This window comes from Pseudoalteromonas sp. NH0006-26, from assembly GCF_057552415.1.
In genome coordinates, this window is sequence record NZ_BAAJMJ010000002.1 from 298,539 (window position 1) to 315,745 (window position 17,207).

Genomic DNA, 17,207 nt, shown 5'->3' on the forward strand with positions numbered 1-17,207 from the left:
TTGGCGTTATGCGCATGTAAAGTAAATACATGAAAAATTAAAATACCCTAATGGGTTTCTAACAACAAAAGGGAAACGAATGCGTAAACTTACTCTAATTGCTGCCACGGTAAGCGTGGCACTGCTTGCAGGTTGCCAACAAGCAACACAACAATCAACGCCTGCACCTGCGGTTCAAGCTCAACCTGTACAAAGTGAAATTGATAAAGCGAATGCTTTTTTTGAAGACACTTTTAATCGTGATGTAATGAGCAGCCCAGTTTATCAAACCTACATGGGCATCAAAAAAGATTACGATAAATGGGATGACAACAGCGAAGAAAAAGCGCTTAAAGACTTGGCACAAACTAAAGCCGATTTGGTCACGCTTAACAGCATTGACCGTGCGCGATTAGATGCAGCTACTCAAGTAAGTTATGATTTAAAAAAACAAGATTTAGAAGCTAGCATTGCTGATTTTAAATGGCGTTACCATAACTACCCAGTAAACCAAATGTTTGGTACGCACTCTATGGTGCCGGCTTTTTTAATTAACCAGCATCAAATTAGCAACGTAAAAGAAGCAAACGATTATATTGCTCGTTTAAATGGCGTGCCGGGTGTATTTGATCAACTTATTACCGGCTTAGAAATTCGCGCCGATAAAAACATCATCGCGCCTAAATTTGTATTTCCACACGTGATTGATTCAAGCAAAAACATCATTAAAGGTGCGCCGTTTGAACAAGGTGAAGATTCTACGCTTTTAGCTGACTTTAAACGCAAAGTAAATGCATTAGAAATCGACCAAGCTGAAAAAGATGCACTTATTAGTAAAGCGACTGAAGCATTAAAAACGGCAGTTAAACCTGCTTACTCTAAGTTAATTAACTACATTGCACAGCTAGAAAAACGTGCTGATAACCGTGACGGTGCTTGGAAATTCCCTGATGGCGAAGCGTTTTACAATAACGCGCTTAAACGTACGACAACGACAGACCTGACTGCAAAAGAAATTCATGCCATTGGCCTTGCCGAAGTGTCACGTATTCATGATGAAATGCGTGCCATTAAAGATAAAGTTGGCTTTGAGGGCGACTTAAACGCCTTTATGCAGTTTATGAAAACCGACAAGCAATTTTACCTTGCTAATACTGAAGCGGGTAAAGCGCAGTACCTAAGTGAAGCTAAAGGCTTAATTGATAACATGAAAACACGCTTAGATGAGCTGTTTATTGTAAAGCCAAAAGCCGACATGATAGTAAAACGTGTTGAAGCTTTCCGTGAAAAAGCGGCGGGTAAAGCGTTTTATCAACAACCTGCGCCAGATGGTTCACGCCCAGGTATTTACTACGCCAACCTCTATGACATGGAAGCAATGCCAACTTACCAAATGGAAGCTCTCGCTTATCATGAGGGTATTCCGGGTCATCACATGCAAATTGCTATTTCACAAGAATTAGAAGGCGTGCCTAAGTTCCGTAAGTTTGGTGGTTACACAGCCTACATTGAAGGTTGGGGTTTATACTCAGAGTTACTACCAAAAGAAATGGGCCTTTACGAAGACCCGTATTCAGATTTTGGTCGTTTAGCTATGGAGTTATGGCGCGCCTGTCGTCTAGTGGTTGATACCGGTATTCACGCAATGAAGTGGACTCGCCAAGAAGGTATTGATTACTACGTTAACAATACTCCTAACGCCACTTCTGACGGTGTGAAAATGGTTGAACGTCATATTGTAATGCCATCACAAGCAACGGCTTACAAAGTGGGTATGCTGAAAATTTTAGAACTACGTGAAGCAGCTAAAAAGCAGCTTGGCGACAAGTTTGATATTCGTCAGTTCCACGACGTAGTGCTTAAAAATGGCCCTGTACCATTGAACGTACTAGAAAACTTTGTTGATGAGTGGGTTGCTAGCAAACAAGCTTAATTATCTAGGGTCTGTTGACCTTTCAAGGTTAAATTTGCAGCAGGCTGTTTGGTATTTAGGCAAGGCAGAGCCTATGTGGTGTGGTTATTCCCCATAAATAGGCGATAACGCAGCATCAATGCCAAACAGGCGCTGCCCGGAGGGTTCTGCCTAGGGGCGATTTACTCTTTGTTGCTCGGCTTTGACTTAGCCCACTAGGTTACAAACCTCGCGCCGCGATTAAACCGCCCCTAGTTTGAACAAATTTTAATCCACAAAGGTAAACAGACCCTAGTAACTACTTAAACATATAAAAGGCCGCAATTGCGGCCTTTTGTTTTATAAAGCAAAGAATTAAGCTAGGATAAAGTAGGTATTCAAGGAGAACAGAATGGATCTAAGCATACAGCTACTCAATGCGCGTATTAAACAACAACAGTTTGATGAGCTTGATAACGACTTTAAAAAGCTCACTGACGCACAACAAGTGATGCAGCTTAATTACTTGTTTGAGAGCGCGTTACGCATGAGTATTAAATACGATTTTATGCAAAACATTGCCGTGCGAATTTTAGCGAGCAATACGCCACCAGCGCTGTTTATTGAACAGCTAACCAGTTTAGATGCATTGAGCTTTTTTACCCCTGCGCTTAAATTAAATAAAGGCTTTATCAGTACAGATAAGCACGGCAATAACGTGTTGCATAATGTGTTTAAGCACGCAGCGCCGAGCCAATTGCCTTTTAACTATGTTCGCTCGTTAATGTTATTTGAATCGAATGAAGAGTTACTGCATGCATTGGCGCAAACCAATCAGCACGGGCTGACTCCGGTGGCCAATTATATCGCTTATGCACATAAGCCCAGCATACCGGTAAAACATGAGTTTTCTGCCTTACTGGCATTAATGGAAATAGAACAAAAACAAAATCCTACGGCAAAATTACAATTGCTTGAGGCATTAAAAAATCCCCCCCCAAGCGACATAACCTTGCTGCTAAGCGCCGCTTATTTACAGCGCTCTACTGAGCAAATAGCGGCACTAGTCTGATAAGTAATATTCTACGCTGGTAACCACGCGAACATTTTTAATTTGCGGTGTGTTTGAATCCCGATCGCTAATGCTAAATTGCCCCTGGCGTGCGGTTTTAATTTTACCTAAAAGGGAGTTTGAATCTTTCGCGAATTTATTTGCTACTTCACGGGCTTTTTCTGTGGCCTCTTGTACCATGGCAGGTTTTATATCGTTAAGCCCAGTAAATAGATATTCGATACGGGTTTGATAGTTATCTTGCACTATGGCTATATTTTGCTTAGCTAACTGGCTCACTTTACTCAGTGCGTTTTTAACTTTATCAGGGGCATTAGAGTACACAATAATATTTGAGCTAATAACATACCTAAATTTTTGGTTGTCGTTCGCGTATTCACGCGCTTGCTTATCAATAATAGATTGAGTGCCTGTCGATATTTCTTCATCGTCAAAGCCATGTAACTTTAAAAAGGCAATTACGGCATCGTTTTTTTGCTCAACTCGCTCAACTAGCTGCTCAAGGTTGTTATCGGCATCATTAAACTGCAGCGGCCAAATAACAGTATCAGCGACCACTTCACGCTCTGCTAAACCTTTTACCTGAACTGTACGCTCCATACCTTTAATATCAAGCGCGGCTCCTTTTATAATAAAGCCCAATGCAATTAAGCCGATGCTTAAACAAACTGCTGCCATAACAACGGTTACATTCGATATTTTATTCACTTCACTCTCCTTGATTAGGGTCTGTTGACCTTTGCGGATTAAAACTTGTTCAAACTAGGGGCGATTTAATCGCGGCGCGAGGTTTGTAACCTAGTGGGCTAAGTAAAAACCGAGCAAAGCTTCCGCGTCCTGCTCACGCCCCTTACCTACATCCATGTAGGCAACAAAGAGTAAATCGCCCCTAGGCAGAACCCTTCGGGCAGCGCCTGTTTGGCATTTATGCTGCGTTATCGCCTATTTATGGGGAATAACACACCACATAGGCGCTGCCTTGCCTAAATACCAAACAGACTGCTGCAAGTTTAACCTTGAAAGGTCAACAGACCCTAATATCAATAATAAGCATGTTCACGCTCGAAAAAACACATTAAACAGGTTACATTGAGGCAGTACAGAACGCAAAACTTAATCAGCCAAGGAAACGCAATGAGTCTAAAACGTATTAGCCAGTTTTTTAACCCAAGCTCTGTCGCTGTTATTGGGGCATCAAACACCGCCACTCGTGCAGGTAATGTGGTTATGCGAAACTTACTTCAAGGTGGCTTTAAAGGGCCAATTATGCCCGTTACCCCCAATCATACAGCGGTACACGGCGTATTGGCTTACCCCAGTATTGAAGCCTTACCTAAAGTGCCTGATTTAGCGGTTATCTGTACCAATAAAAACACCTTAATGAAAATTATTGAGCAACTAGGAACGCTTGGCTGTCATAGCGCCATTATTATTGCGGATGGCTTAACTACAGTTCAAAAACAGGCACTTAAAGAGAGCGCGGCGAAGCATAAAGTTACCCTACTTGGCTCAAATTGCTTGGGGTTACTTATTCCGCATATAGGCTTAAACGCGAGTTTTTCGCACACCGTTGCCACGCCAGGTAAACTGGCTTTTGTGTCGCAATCAGCGGCTGTTTGCTCAACGATTCTTGATTGGGCTAAAAATAAAGAAATTGGCTTTTCATACTTTGTATCTATGGGGGATTGTTTAGATATTGAGTTTGACGAAATACTCGACTTTTTAGGCCGTGATGCTAAAACCAAAGCCATATTACTGTACATCGATAATATTAATGATATTCGCAGCTTTATTTCTGCGGCTCGTGCAGCCGCATTTTCTAAACCGGTTATTGCTATTAAAACCGGCAGAACCAGTGCAGGGGCTCTCGCTGCTGAAATACATACTGGCGGAAAACAAAGCTCCGATGCAGTATATGATGCCATGTTTCAACGCGCGGGGATGCTAAGAGTAAACGACTTACGTGAGCTTTTTGCCGCCACTCAAACCTTGGCCATGCATCCTAAGTTGCTGCAAGTAGAGCAACTTACCATATTAACCAATGGTGGCGGCCCTGGAGTAATGGCGGTTGATGAACTCATTCAAAGCTCTGGAAAACTGGCTCAGCTCAGTGATGAAACTCGCGAAGCACTCAATAAAGTGATCCCGCATTCAGACACTGCAGCCAATCCGGTCGATATATTTGGTGATTCGGCGCCAGTGCGTTACAAGCATGCGTTGGAAATATTACTAAATGCTAAAGAAGTTAAAAACTTACTGATCATCCACACTCCATCGGCATTGGCCCCAAGTGAAAGTTACGCTCAGGTTATTGTTGAGGCGCTAAATAAATTACCGAAAATGGCACGCCCCTATGTGATTACTAACTTTATGGGCGAAGATGCCGCCTTCGCAGCCAGACGCATCTGCGCTAATAATGCCATCCCTACCTACCGCACCCCAGAAGGTGCGGTAGGCGCCTTTATGCACCTAGTAAGCTACCGTCGTAACCAAAAGCATTTAACTCAAACACCAGAATCAAATACTGACGATGCCACTATTAATAAAGCGGCAGCGAAAGCGACTATAAAAGAGTTTTTAGCTGATGAGCAGCATTACTTATCGACCCATCAGGCAAGTCATATTTTAAGTAGTTACGGCATTGACTGTATTCAAACTGAAGTTGCCTACACTCCAACTGAGGCCAAAGAACAAGCAATAGAGCTAGGTTTTCCGGTGGCATTAAAGCTGATCAGTCCCAGTATTCCCTCTAAGTCTGAAGTCGGGGGTGTCGTACTAAACCTCAATGATGCGCAAGAGGTAGAACAAACCGCATTTGCCATGCTGTTAAGAATAAAAAACACCTACCCTGATGCCATTATAGATGGTTTTTCATTACAAAAAATGGCACCTCGAGCAGGCGCCAACGAGCTGCGTATAGCCATTAAAACCGAGCCTAATTTTGGCCCAGTTATTTTATTAGGTGAAGCTGGTACAGGGCTTGAATATGCACAGGCTGCAGTCGCTTTGCCACCATTGAATATGAACCTAGCTAAATACTTAATTGCCGCTGCCCATGATAAAGGCGTGCTTAAAGATCGCGTGCTACCTGAAAAAGTTGATAAATATCGTTTGTGTTCACTACTAACCCGAATTTCTCAATTAGTGGTTGATCAACCGGATATCACCTCATTAGAGCTTAATCCTATTTTAGCTAGTAATGGCCAGTTTTTAGTACTTGATGCCACCATGAACTTGAGCCAATATCAAATTCAGGCACACCGAAAACGTTTATCTATTCGCCCTTACCCCATTGAGCTGGTTGAAACGGTTACCTTAAAAAATGATACCTTAGCAACGCTCAGACCAATTAAACCTGAAGATGAGCAAGCACATCAAGCGTTTGATCAGTCATTAACCAAAGAAGATAGGTATAAGCGCTTTTTTGGTGAGTTGCCTCAGTTTAACCACGATCAACTCGCTAAAATGACACAAATTGATTACGACCGCGAAATGGCGTTTATTGTTACCCAAACACAAGACGAGCAACAACAGACATTAGGGGTTTCGCGAGTGATTATGGATCCTGATAACTTACAAGCAGAGTTTGCTATTGTAGTACGTTCTGATTGCCAAGGGCTTGGATTAGGGCGTATTTTAATGAATGCAGCAATTTCTCATTGTAAACGCCAAGGGGTAAAAACCGTTGAGGGGATCACCCTCCCTGAAAACACCGGCATGATTGAGTTAGCTCGTAAACTCGGGTTTAAAATTAGTCGTGATTTTGAAGAAGGCAGTATCAACATGCTGCTCACATTGTAATAATTATTATGCAAAAACTCAGACAAACCATTAATCAAGTATTTGAAGCGTCAGGAAAGTACCAACGGGCCGGTCATTTTTTAGATGCCCTACTAATCACTATTATTATGATAAATGTAGTGGCCATCGTACTCGAATCAGTTCACAGCATTGCTACCGCATACTATAACGAGTTTTTGATGTTAGAACTGGTATCGGTTGCCATATTTAGTGCTGAATACCTAATACGCGCTTGGACCTGTGTAGATAGAGTAAAGTATGCCTCTATGAATTGCTCCAATACGCAAAAGCGGATCCGCTATATTTTTTCACCACTAGCTATCATCGATTTAATCGCCATTTTGCCAAGCTTGTTAATGTTTTTCTTTGCTTTAGACTTGCGTTTTTTACGCGTATTACGTTTATTACGCGTATTTAAACTGACTCGTTATTCTCGGGCAATGCAGTTGTTATTACAGGCATTTATTGATGAATCAAGTTCATTATTAGCCGCATTTTTTATTATGTCGGTGGTGCTTATTTTAGCTTCTTGCGGTATTTATTTATTAGAGCATGACATTCAACCAGACAAGTTCGGCTCAATTCCGGCCGCAATGTGGTGGGCAATGGCAACACTTACTACAGTAGGCTATGGCGATGTTGTACCTATAACACCTATTGGTAAACTGTTCGGTGGCGTTATCACTCTGGTAAGTATGGGCATGGTGGCTATACCCACTGGTTTATTGGCATCGAGCTTTTCAGAGCAAATACGCAAACGTCGCCAGCTATTTGAAGATGCCACCCATGAGCAAATAACCGATGGTAAACTCACTAACGAGCAGTTACATCACCTAGAAGATCTTCGCTACAAACTTGGGTTAAGTAAGTTAGAGGCTAATAAAGCGATAAAAGCGGAGCTTAATAAACGCAGCTCACACTTATTTTGTCGTCATTGTGGTAAGCGGCCTTAATTAAATATAGATAAAGCGGTATTTTAAGCTTGTGAAAATACAGGCTGCCAATCGCGTTCAATGAGCTCAAGCACCTGCTCTTTAGGCACCGCTTTACTGAACAAATAACCTTGAAAGTAGCTGCAGCCTTGAGCTTTTAAAAAGGCCAGTTGGTGCGCGCTTTCAACCCCCTCAGCAATACACTCTTTACCTAAACTGCTGGCTAAAGTCAGAGTGGATTGAATAATCGCTTCATTATCTGAATCAATACCAATATCTTGCACAAAACTACGATCAATCTTTAATACATCAATCGGGAAGCGCTTTAAATACGTTAATGAGGCATAACCCGTTCCAAAGTCATCCATATATAGCTTACATCCAAGCTGCTTTAGTGCATCCATATTTTTAAGCGCATAGTCTGAGTCTCGCATTAAAATAGACTCTGTTATTTCAAACACGATAGCCTCGGGCGGCAGTGCCGCATTACTCAGTGCCTGACTAATTTCAGGTACAAGCCCTGTAAACTCAAAATCAAGTGCAGATAGATTAATTGATAAATATAAATTGGGGTTCACTGTGCGCCAACGCACCAATTGTACAAGTGCTCGCTTAAATGTTTGCAGCATTATTTTGGTAATTAAACCAATATTTTCAGCCACATTTGCGAACTCTTGGGTACTGGCGAGTTGGTTTTCAGGCCAGCGCAGTAACACCTCAAAGCCCACGGTCTTTTGTGTAGATGTACTAATTATAGGTTGGTAGTAATTACAAAATTCGTGCTCGTGATACGCTTTGATCAATTGCGACTCTAAATGCAGCGCTCTTTCAACTCGCTGATTCATCTCTTGTTTGTAAAACTTGTAACACCCTTCTAAGCCATCTTTAGCATAATAGAGCGCCACATTTGATGCCTTTAACAGCGCTTTATAGTGCTGGGCGTCATCAGGGAAAAGCGCCACACCAATACTTAGGTGCACATTTACATTTTGGTTATTCATAGCAATGTCTTTACTCACGCAATCCATAAGCTTGGTGCATATAAGTAACACTTCTTCTATTTGCTGAATGTCTTCAACTAAAATAACAAATTCATCACCACCTAAACGCGCTATGCTATCGCAGGGGCGTAATGCTGTTTTTAAACGGTTTGCCACCAGCTTAATGATTTCATCGGCGTTTTCTGTACCAAATGAGTCATTAAAGTATTTAAAGCGTTTTATATTAACGTGTAATAAAGCGACTTTGCTGTTATGACGACGCGCTTGATCTATGGCATGCACAGCTCGGTCATTAAACAAGGTTCTATTTGGCAAGCCCGTTAATGAATCGTAATTAGTTAATAGATGCAGCTCGTTCTCAGCTGATTTTTGCGCATGAATATCCGTTAAAATAACCACATAGCTACTCAACCTTTTACTTTCATCCGCTACAGCGCTTATTTTAACTAACACATGACGCTGCTCTTTATTAGCCAGTACCACAGTATCTTCACATGAGAAGTGCTCGCCTACTTCAAGCTTTTGCATAATGCGTAAATAGTCAAAATAGCTGCTGCGAGTCATGCCTAAATTAAGCGAGCGAGTTGAACGAGGCTCTGCCGATACAGCAAAAGCTGTTTGCAGCGACTTATTTGAAGCACGTATGTTAAAGTTTTTATCTAAAATAAATACCCAATCTCGGGTTTGTTCAAACGCGGCGGTAAATAATCGAGCGTGTTCTTCAAACACCATTTCACGTGTCATATTAGTATACGTACCCGCTACTTTTTGCGGTGTTGTTTCATCCCATTCAACCACTTTGCCAAAGTCTTTGTACCAGCGCCAATGACCTTTGGCATGACGTAGTCTGTAAGTACAGTTAAAGTATCCTTTGTCGGTTGATAAAAATTCTAACCACTCCAACCTAAAAATGGCACGCTCTTGTGGATGAACTTTGTCTAAGTAGTCATCTAAACTGACTGAGTCGTCCTCATAACCTAATTCGTTGACCAATCTAGGCTGATAAATATTTAATTGACTCGCTTGCCAATCCCAAACACCCGACTCACTTCCCTCTAGCGCAAGCTTTAAACGTGCCTCGCTATCTTGGCTTTCTTTGTGTGCAGCTAATAAAATACGCTGTATTTTATTACGTCTCATCACCCATGCAGTCACTACAGTGATCAATAAAATAGCATACAGTGCTAAAAAGTAAGGGGCGCGCCATAACGGGTATTTCACTTTAATGTTTAACGTTGCTGGTGGGGTATACTCCCCCGTCAGCGGATCCTTTGCCCAGACCTTTAACTGGTAGCTACCGGGATTTAATTTAGGAAACACCACGCGATTATTACGGGTATAACTTTTTTTACCCTTGTCGAGCTGATACTCGTAAATAATACGTTCTTGAAAACTAAATGACATCGCTGAAAACGCAATTTCAAGCCCTATATCATCATGATTTAAAATAATATTTTTTAATGGCTGTTGTAAATTAAGCGACAAGTCTCGAGACATTAAATTAATACGGGTAATGTTGACGTGATCTAATAAACCTTGGCTATTTTTATTATCTTTAGGATCAAAATAGGTAAAGCCTTTAAGGCTACCATAGGCAATTCGTCCATCATTTAATTTAGCCATAGCACCACTATTAAATTCAGCAGAAAGCACCCCATCTGATGTAGTGAATTGCTGAAAATGAATGGTGCTCGGGTTTAATCGCCATATTCCCTTATGGCTGCTCATCCAAATCATTCCCTCTTCATCAAGCACCATATCGTATAATAGAGTACCTAGTTTATTTTTATCTAAATCAATAGTGTGTACTAATTCATAAGTGCTGGCATCAATTCCAATCAAACCAAAGTTAGATAAAGAAAGCCACAGTATCCCTTGCTTATCTTCAACGTAAGAAAGAATACTCACAGCAACATTGTCATGATGCTTGGGGACTTTATAAAGGGTGTTTAAACTGCGCTCATCCAGGTTAAATTGGTATAACACTCCACCGCTAAAAAATAACGGCCACTGCGGCTGTGAGGGTAATGGCGGTAAAAAGCCATGCGCTAAAAATGGGTCAAATTGGGAAAACTCGCCTTTTAATGGGGTTAAAATCCGGCTATCAATATTATATTTAAACATGCCATGATCAGGATGAACAAAATATAAATCGCCATTTGCTAGCAAGGTAATGCCATGCATCCAGTCATTTAAAAAAACTTGGTTCTCGGGGCTGACAGTTTCAGGCTTGGTAAGCTGCTGAGTTTGTGGGTCAAAAATAAATAGCCCTCGGTTTGAGTGTAACCAGAGTTTATTTTTGTAAGGCATAATTTTGAAAACGGTAAATTCAGTGGTTAGTAAATCAACTTTATAATCTTTTAAATACACCCTTGAGGTGTTATTTTTTATATCAACCGCTGTTAAACCATTGTGTGTACCTAGCCATAACTTATCTTGGAATTGTTTAATTGCCCAGACGGAGTGATGTGAAAATCCATCTCCTCCCAGAGCACTGCCCTCTACATTATAAAATTTATAGTTATCACCCGATAAATAAAAAGCACCATCAGTTTTAGTCGCAAGCCACATACCGCCTGATTTATCTTTTACCATATCAATAATACTGGTATCGGCAAGGGTGTATTTACTTTGTTGAATACGTTTATTTTTAACCACCGTTTTGGTGGTTAAATTAAAGCTGAGAAGGCCTTTGTCTGTTGCTAAATCAACAACCCCCTGCTGATTATCTATATCCCAAACATTCAAATCAGCCAGTAGCTTTTCATTTGTAAATGCCTGCTCACTATTCTTAAATAGTGCCTCTAGATTGCTAATATCAACAGCGTATAAGCCCTTAACCGCTCCAACCAATAACTGGTTATTACCACCTAGTGCAAATGACTTCACATTGTTTTGATAAATATGCACATCGGTTTCGCTTAAATGATCTAGCGGACGTACTTGTTGTGTTGCAATGTTAAATACATAAGCACCGTCTGTGCTACCAATAAAGATATAGCCATTGTAATGAAACAAGGTACGCACAAACGCATTTTCAAATTGCTCAGGTAGCTTAAATAAAGGAGTAATTGAGCCACTGGCTATATCGAGTTGTGCAAACACTCGCCCTTGTCCAACCCACAAGGTTTTGTTATCTGTGGCTAACATGGTAAAAACAGACTGCTGAAGAATTTGCTCTTCTGTCACTGGTTTTTTTAAATACTGCTGATAAGTATCTGTTTGCGGGTCATACCTGAACAACCCTGCTAATAAGGAAGCAATCCAAATTTGCCCTTCTGGATCTTGGTATATGCGATCAATAATAGCTTCTTCTAACTCACCATTAGGGCCGTTAATTGGAATAACCTGATAGCCATCGTAGCGATTTAGCCCCCCTTCAGTAGAGAGCCATAAATAGCCATTATTATCGATAAGCATAGTATTGACGTAACTTTGAGATAACCCTTCGCTTGGGGATAGCCGTTTTACTTGCGCTGTTGCAGCAACGCTTATGAGCATAAATAGCATAAACATGGCTGTGATAAACCTATTAATACTGATGCCCATGTGTTTCCTATTACTGATTTAGGGTTGCTGATATTTTAATGCGATAATATTTCGGTGCTTATATGCATCAAATAGCGTTAATAATGCAGGAGTATATGTTAACACCTGGTTAAAACCAAGTGTCTGATAAAAATCAGTAATATGTTGATAAGCGAAGGTGAAAACAGCGTCGGTTTGCTGACTTAAAAGCGTGCTTAACAGCTTTGTTGCCACACCAGTGGAACGGTATGCAGGAGCCACAAAAACAGTCGATAAAAATAAAAAAGTCGGTTTGTGTTGTAACCGGCACGCCGCAATGATTGTGTGGTTATCGTAGGCGACCCACAGTTGGTCTTGTTTATTGGCGCGACCGCGAACTTTATACAAAGTATAAAACTTATTTACTAAGGGAGTTTTAACTGGTTCTAATTGTTTAATAACAATCATAGCAAGCAGACTCTAACTAAGCATAAGTGCCAAATATTGCTCAAACTTTTGCTTTAAAAACCCTTGCTCTGCAACCGGGCGGCTATGCAGGGTGTCATAAACTTGCTCACGCGTTTTCTTGCCGCGCTTAATTTGATATGCCCAAAATGAAGCTTCGTAATCTAGCTGAATTTGATACTTTTGCTCTCGCGGTAAATCACACAGGTTATAACTCATATTCCCTCCTTTACTGGCCTGATAAAACTCTGATTATACGTTTAAACTTATAATAAACTAACTCTATAATGAATAAAAAGAATCTACTTTAAATAATCTCAGGGTATCAATAATTGTTAATGATAGGCTCTGCTAGATTATGACTAGAAACTGGGCAAAAGACAGCCAATTTGTTATTATACTCGCCTATCCATTTGCCCCAAAAGACAGGAAGTGCTGACGTGTTTAAATACTGTAAAGGATTGCTGGTATTAATAGGTTTAGTTTTTAGTAATCCGTCATTTGGCCATAGTTACAGTTATACATTTAATCGCCCGCAGAACACCCAGCAAGCAAATTATACTATTGAACTTTTACAAATAGCGTATGCAGATATGGGCTTTAAATTAAATATTATTGATTTTAATCGCCAGAATGCATTATTTGCAGCAAATAATGGCATGTTAGCTGGGCAGCTTGCTCGGGATATTAGTATTGAAAGTGCCTACAAAAATTTAATTCGAGTTAATTATCCGTTATTTAAATTTAACCTTGAGCTTTATAAACACTGTGAGCCCAGCTCTACTAAAACAATCGATAGCGTTGCCATTATAGCCAGCTACCCTGTACAACAGCGATATTTAGACAGCATTGATTTTCAAGGCGAGGTTATTGAAGTAAAAAATCATACCACTCAGCTAAATTTACTGATCCAGCAAAAAGTACAAGCCGCATTACTGATTGATTTTGCAATGGCCAATAAAACTATTCCTCCCGCTTTAGGCTGCTATGAAAAGCAAGTGGTTGCTACCTACCCGCTATATCATTATTTACATAACAGCCATGCGAGTATTGTCCAGCAGCTAGAGGCTACACTTGAGAAGTTACACAACAACGGCACAGTCGCTAAACTCAGATCAAAATACAAGCCACAGTTTTAAAAATCAAAGCCTTGCTGCTGTGCTGGCGAAGCGGCTTGCGCAGCTTTATTTTTTTGCTGTAAATAACGTTTATAGCGTTGTTGGCATAAGCTCAACACTTTCTTTTTTTGCGCATTGGTTAACGAATTCCACGAAAATCGCTCATCGCGACTGCGATAGCATCCTTTGCAGTAACCCCGATTATTAACCAAGCAAATACCTTTACAAGGGCTAGGAATATCAAATATTTCAATTTGTTGCATAAAACCCTCCGGTATATAAAAGCATAGCTTGAGTATAGCGCTATTTTTGTGCAAAAAAAAAGCAGCAAATTAATTGCTGCTTTTATCTTAGCTGTTAATTAATGTTCACAGCTTTGTTCATCTACTTGTGTTTTTCTGTGATACGGTTTGGCGTACATCGCTAATACCAGAGGTCTTAATTCTTCTGGTACCTTTGCCAGTCGCTCTGCAAACTGTGCTGCATCATTTTTATTTATTACCGCTTCAGTACAACCACCCGCAATGTAGTTGCCTGGGTGTAAGTAAAAAGAATCAATTATTTGTTTATCAATGGTTTTTGCCAATTCATCGGCACTGTCGCAATGCGATGTAATTGGTTGACCAAAGGATAAGTGCACATGCCCTTTGGCTGAACTAAAGCCTTCAACAATGCTGGCAATATCTTCACCCGCTGATTTCACATATTTACCATGATGCTGTTTATGGTAGAGCTCTTTTGCCTTGGCTATTGCACATGGCTCGTATTGATAAGAGATTGCAACAGGCACCACTTTTAGCTCTTTAATGTATTCGCCAAATTCTTTCTTTTGTTTGCGTCCATTTAGTTGCAGCATTTTTAACAGTGCGGGATCGGTTTGATCTACGCCATCTTTGGCACGGCCTTCTTTTTGAGCAATCCAAATAGAATGCCCACTGCTGAGTGAGTCATAAATGTAAGCCGATAACTGAGTAAGCGCTTTTAACATCTCTTTTGGCGCTTTGGCTGAGCGTTTTACAATAAAGCTTTTATTTAAACGCATAAGCTCAGTAATGTAAGGAATTTGCAGTAAGTTATCACCAATCGCAATTCTCACTGTTTTCATTTTATGCTGATAAAGGCCCCAATTAACCAATGCAGGGTCAAGTACAATGTCTCTGTGGTTTGAAACAAAAAGATAGGCTTGATTAGGGTCTAACGCCTCTAAGCCCGAAAAGGTAACGTTTGATGTGGTGCGCTTTACTAATTTATTTAAATAATGCGCAACTTCGTTTTGTACATCTTCAACTGTTTTAACTTTGCCCCACTTTTTACGCAACTGATGTTTTATTATAGCGCGTGCTAAAAACCCAACTACGGATATAAAGCGTGGCAAATTATACTTTGCTATCACATCAAGAAACGCATTATCGTTAATTAATCGCGTTAATGAGGCGGCAACTTCATCGTCATTGTAAGGTCTTATATCTGCGTACTTATCTTCTAATTCAATCATTTACTGCATCTACAAAGTTAAAAACGACGCGCGAAAACGCCCCGTTATGTCTGATTTTGATTATAACTCAAGCAAAAATACGAAACTAGCAATACTAAAGTTCGATTTACTGAGTTTTCATAGCGTTATAGTTTAGTACTGAGCATCATTGTCAGATTAACTGCTCATGTGTATAAACTATAGCTATTAATTATTAATTCAAATGGATAGACCTTACTAATAGCACTTTGTTCAAGTTAACTTAGCAAGGCAGTTGATCATAATAACATGCAAGTTAACCCTCAGTGGGCAGACCACATTTAAATATGGCTTTACACCTGCTAATGTGAACACAATAAGCTAAGTCTAAATAAATCCATAACATTCAATCAAATGATGATCTTTTATCTGCTTACAGAGGCTACTCCCTCTCTAACACATACACTTATTGGGACATACCGTGAAAATAACAATTCTTGATAACGCAACACTGGCAAACACCTCACTTGATGGTATTTCAGCACTTGGAGATCTCACCGTACATCAGCTAACTAGCCCTGAGCAAGTATTAGCGCATAGCCAAAATGCAGAGGTTTTAATCACTAACAAAGTGGTGATTAATCGTGACACAATGACGCAATTAAAATCGTTGAAACTCATTTGTGTTAGTGCAACGGGTACTAATAATGTTGATTTAAATGCCGCGAAAGACTTAGGCATTGCAGTTACTAATGTTGCCGGTTATTCAACCCCTTCTGTTGTTCAGCATACCTTTTCGTTGATCACTAACTTATTAGGTAATACTCACCGCTATCAAGCAGATTGTCAGCAAGGCGCATGGCAAAAAAGTGAGATGTTTTGCCGACTGGATTACAGCTTTAATGACCTTCAGGGCAAAACATTAGCCATTATTGGTGGTGGCACTTTAGGTAATGCAGTATCTAAAGTGGCTGAAGCGTTTGGCGCCAATGTGATTATTGCAGAGCGCAAAGACGCAGCGTGTCGCAAAGGACGCACCCCGTTTGAAACAGCAATAAAAACAGCGGATATTATTAGCGTTCACTGCCCACTTAATGATGAAACGCGCGACTTAATTACGCTTAATGAATTAAAAATGATGAAACCAACTGCGCTAATTATTAATACCGCACGCGGTGGGATTATCAATGAAGCTGACTTAGTTGAAGCATTAAAAGCCAATATTATTGCCGGTGCCGGCGTTGATGTGCTTACCAAAGAGCCCGCTGAGCTAACTAACCCTTTGGCTAATTATACCGGTGATAACTTACTACTTACTCCGCATATCGCGTGGGCGAGCACTGAATCTATCGTGCGCTTAGTAAAAGAAGTGAGTTTAAATATTGCAGCATTTAGTCAACACGAGACTCGTAACCGCTTGGTTTAATGCCGTAAAAGTAACTTAGTCAAAATTACTAAAAAGTGGCTTTTTAGATTTATATTTTAAAAAAGCCACTAACCCACCACGCACAACAAAATCAACCCATTGATTTTTAATGATTTAAAAACTGGCTTAGTCTTTGCTGTATTATTCTTAATTAATCATCTAGGGTAATAAAAAATGAAAAAAACACTTTTAATCGCTGCACTTACCGCTCCTTTTTTAACAGGTTGTGTAATCGCTGTATCAGATGGCGAAGCAGAGGGTCATTGGGCAGGTAATAGCTCTTCAAGTTGGCAGGCAACACATAAAAACAATCGTGAAATCATTTCAGGCTTGGCAATGGATAGCTCGTATCAGTCGGTATTAAACCAACTAAAAACACCTAACTTCACTGAATTATTAAAAAAACAGGATGATGTTTACCAAGTCTTGTTCTACGCAACACACAGCATTCATTCAGATGGAAAAATGACCAAAGATGAATGTACACCGCTCGTTTTCAAAAATGATAAATTAGTGGGTATTGGTAGTTCAGCGTTATTGATGCTGACAAATTAAGCCATCG

13 protein-coding genes are annotated in these 17,207 nt (G+C 40.3%); 7 read left to right on the forward strand and 6 right to left on the reverse strand.

What is annotated here, in order from left to right; genetic code table 11:
• The first annotated feature begins 79 nt into the window (after positions 1-79).
• Both AC27JR_RS04110 and AC27JR_RS04115 read left to right on the forward strand, forming a co-directional pair.
• Entirely contained in the window at positions 80-1,912 is a 1,833-nt protein-coding gene (locus AC27JR_RS04110; protein ID WP_487172860.1) for a DUF885 domain-containing protein, read from the forward strand.
• Positions 1,913-2,282: 370 nt separating this feature from the next.
• The gene (locus AC27JR_RS04115) at positions 2,283-2,942 is read left to right on the forward strand and encodes a hypothetical protein (protein WP_487172861.1); all 660 of its coding nucleotides are present in this window, start codon (positions 2,283-2,285) and stop codon (positions 2,940-2,942) included.
• On the opposite strand, the gene AC27JR_RS04120 is transcribed toward AC27JR_RS04115, so the two are convergent.
• Complete coding sequence (locus AC27JR_RS04120) at positions 2,934-3,650, reverse strand: SIMPL domain-containing protein (RefSeq protein ID WP_131691681.1); 717 nt, start codon at positions 3,648-3,650, stop codon at positions 2,934-2,936. The two genes, AC27JR_RS04115 and AC27JR_RS04120, sit on opposite strands and share 9 nt — an antisense overlap.
• A 426-nt stretch (positions 3,651-4,076) precedes the next feature.
• On the opposite strand from AC27JR_RS04120, the gene AC27JR_RS04125 reads away from it, so the two are divergent.
• Both AC27JR_RS04125 and AC27JR_RS04130 read left to right on the forward strand, forming a co-directional pair.
• Positions 4,077-6,743 (forward strand): bifunctional acetate--CoA ligase family protein/GNAT family N-acetyltransferase, encoded by a 2,667-nt coding sequence (locus tag AC27JR_RS04125; RefSeq protein WP_487172862.1) that lies wholly within the window; start codon positions 4,077-4,079, stop codon positions 6,741-6,743.
• Between the two features lie 8 nt (positions 6,744-6,751).
• A complete protein-coding gene (locus tag AC27JR_RS04130; protein WP_076918456.1) occupies positions 6,752-7,696 on the forward strand; it encodes an ion transporter in 945 nt (314 codons plus the stop codon).
• A 23-nt stretch (positions 7,697-7,719) separates the two neighbouring features.
• On the opposite strand, the gene AC27JR_RS04135 is transcribed toward AC27JR_RS04130, so the two are convergent.
• The 3 genes from AC27JR_RS04135 to AC27JR_RS04145 are packed head-to-tail and all read right to left on the reverse strand — an operon-like array spanning position 7,720 to position 12,867.
• On the reverse strand, positions 7,720-12,225 hold the full coding sequence (locus tag AC27JR_RS04135; RefSeq protein WP_487172863.1) for an EAL domain-containing protein: 4,506 nt from the start codon (positions 12,223-12,225) through the stop codon (positions 7,720-7,722).
• Positions 12,226-12,243: 18 nt separating this feature from the next.
• Complete coding sequence (locus AC27JR_RS04140) at positions 12,244-12,651, reverse strand: GNAT family N-acetyltransferase (RefSeq protein WP_008467703.1); 408 nt, start codon at positions 12,649-12,651, stop codon at positions 12,244-12,246.
• A 12-nt stretch (positions 12,652-12,663) separates the two neighbouring features.
• Complete coding sequence (locus AC27JR_RS04145) at positions 12,664-12,867, reverse strand: DUF3283 family protein (RefSeq protein ID WP_008113353.1); 204 nt, start codon at positions 12,865-12,867, stop codon at positions 12,664-12,666.
• A 221-nt stretch (positions 12,868-13,088) separates the two neighbouring features.
• Between AC27JR_RS04145 and AC27JR_RS04150 the strand changes: the two genes are divergently transcribed.
• The gene (locus AC27JR_RS04150; protein WP_487172864.1) at positions 13,089-13,787 is read left to right on the forward strand and encodes a hypothetical protein; all 699 of its coding nucleotides are present in this window, start codon (positions 13,089-13,091) and stop codon (positions 13,785-13,787) included.
• Here the strand turns inward: AC27JR_RS04150 and AC27JR_RS04155 are convergent.
• Both AC27JR_RS04155 and AC27JR_RS04160 read right to left on the reverse strand, forming a co-directional pair.
• The gene (locus tag AC27JR_RS04155; protein ID WP_036934167.1) at positions 13,784-14,029 is read right to left on the reverse strand and encodes a DUF1289 domain-containing protein; all 246 of its coding nucleotides are present in this window, start codon (positions 14,027-14,029) and stop codon (positions 13,784-13,786) included. The two genes, AC27JR_RS04150 and AC27JR_RS04155, sit on opposite strands and share 4 nt — an antisense overlap.
• A gap of 98 nt (positions 14,030-14,127) precedes the next feature.
• Positions 14,128-15,261 (reverse strand): 1-acyl-sn-glycerol-3-phosphate acyltransferase, encoded by a 1,134-nt coding sequence (locus AC27JR_RS04160; protein ID WP_487172865.1) that lies wholly within the window; start codon positions 15,259-15,261, stop codon positions 14,128-14,130.
• A 439-nt stretch (positions 15,262-15,700) separates the two neighbouring features.
• On the opposite strand from AC27JR_RS04160, the gene AC27JR_RS04165 reads away from it, so the two are divergent.
• Positions 15,701-16,645, forward strand: a complete 945-nt coding sequence (locus tag AC27JR_RS04165) for a D-2-hydroxyacid dehydrogenase (RefSeq protein ID WP_487172866.1) — start codon at positions 15,701-15,703, stop codon at positions 16,643-16,645.
• Positions 16,646-16,819: 174 nt separating this feature from the next.
• The gene (locus tag AC27JR_RS04170; protein ID WP_178956578.1) at positions 16,820-17,200 is read left to right on the forward strand and encodes a DUF3192 domain-containing protein; all 381 of its coding nucleotides are present in this window, start codon (positions 16,820-16,822) and stop codon (positions 17,198-17,200) included.
• Positions 17,201-17,207: the final 7 nt, after the last annotated feature.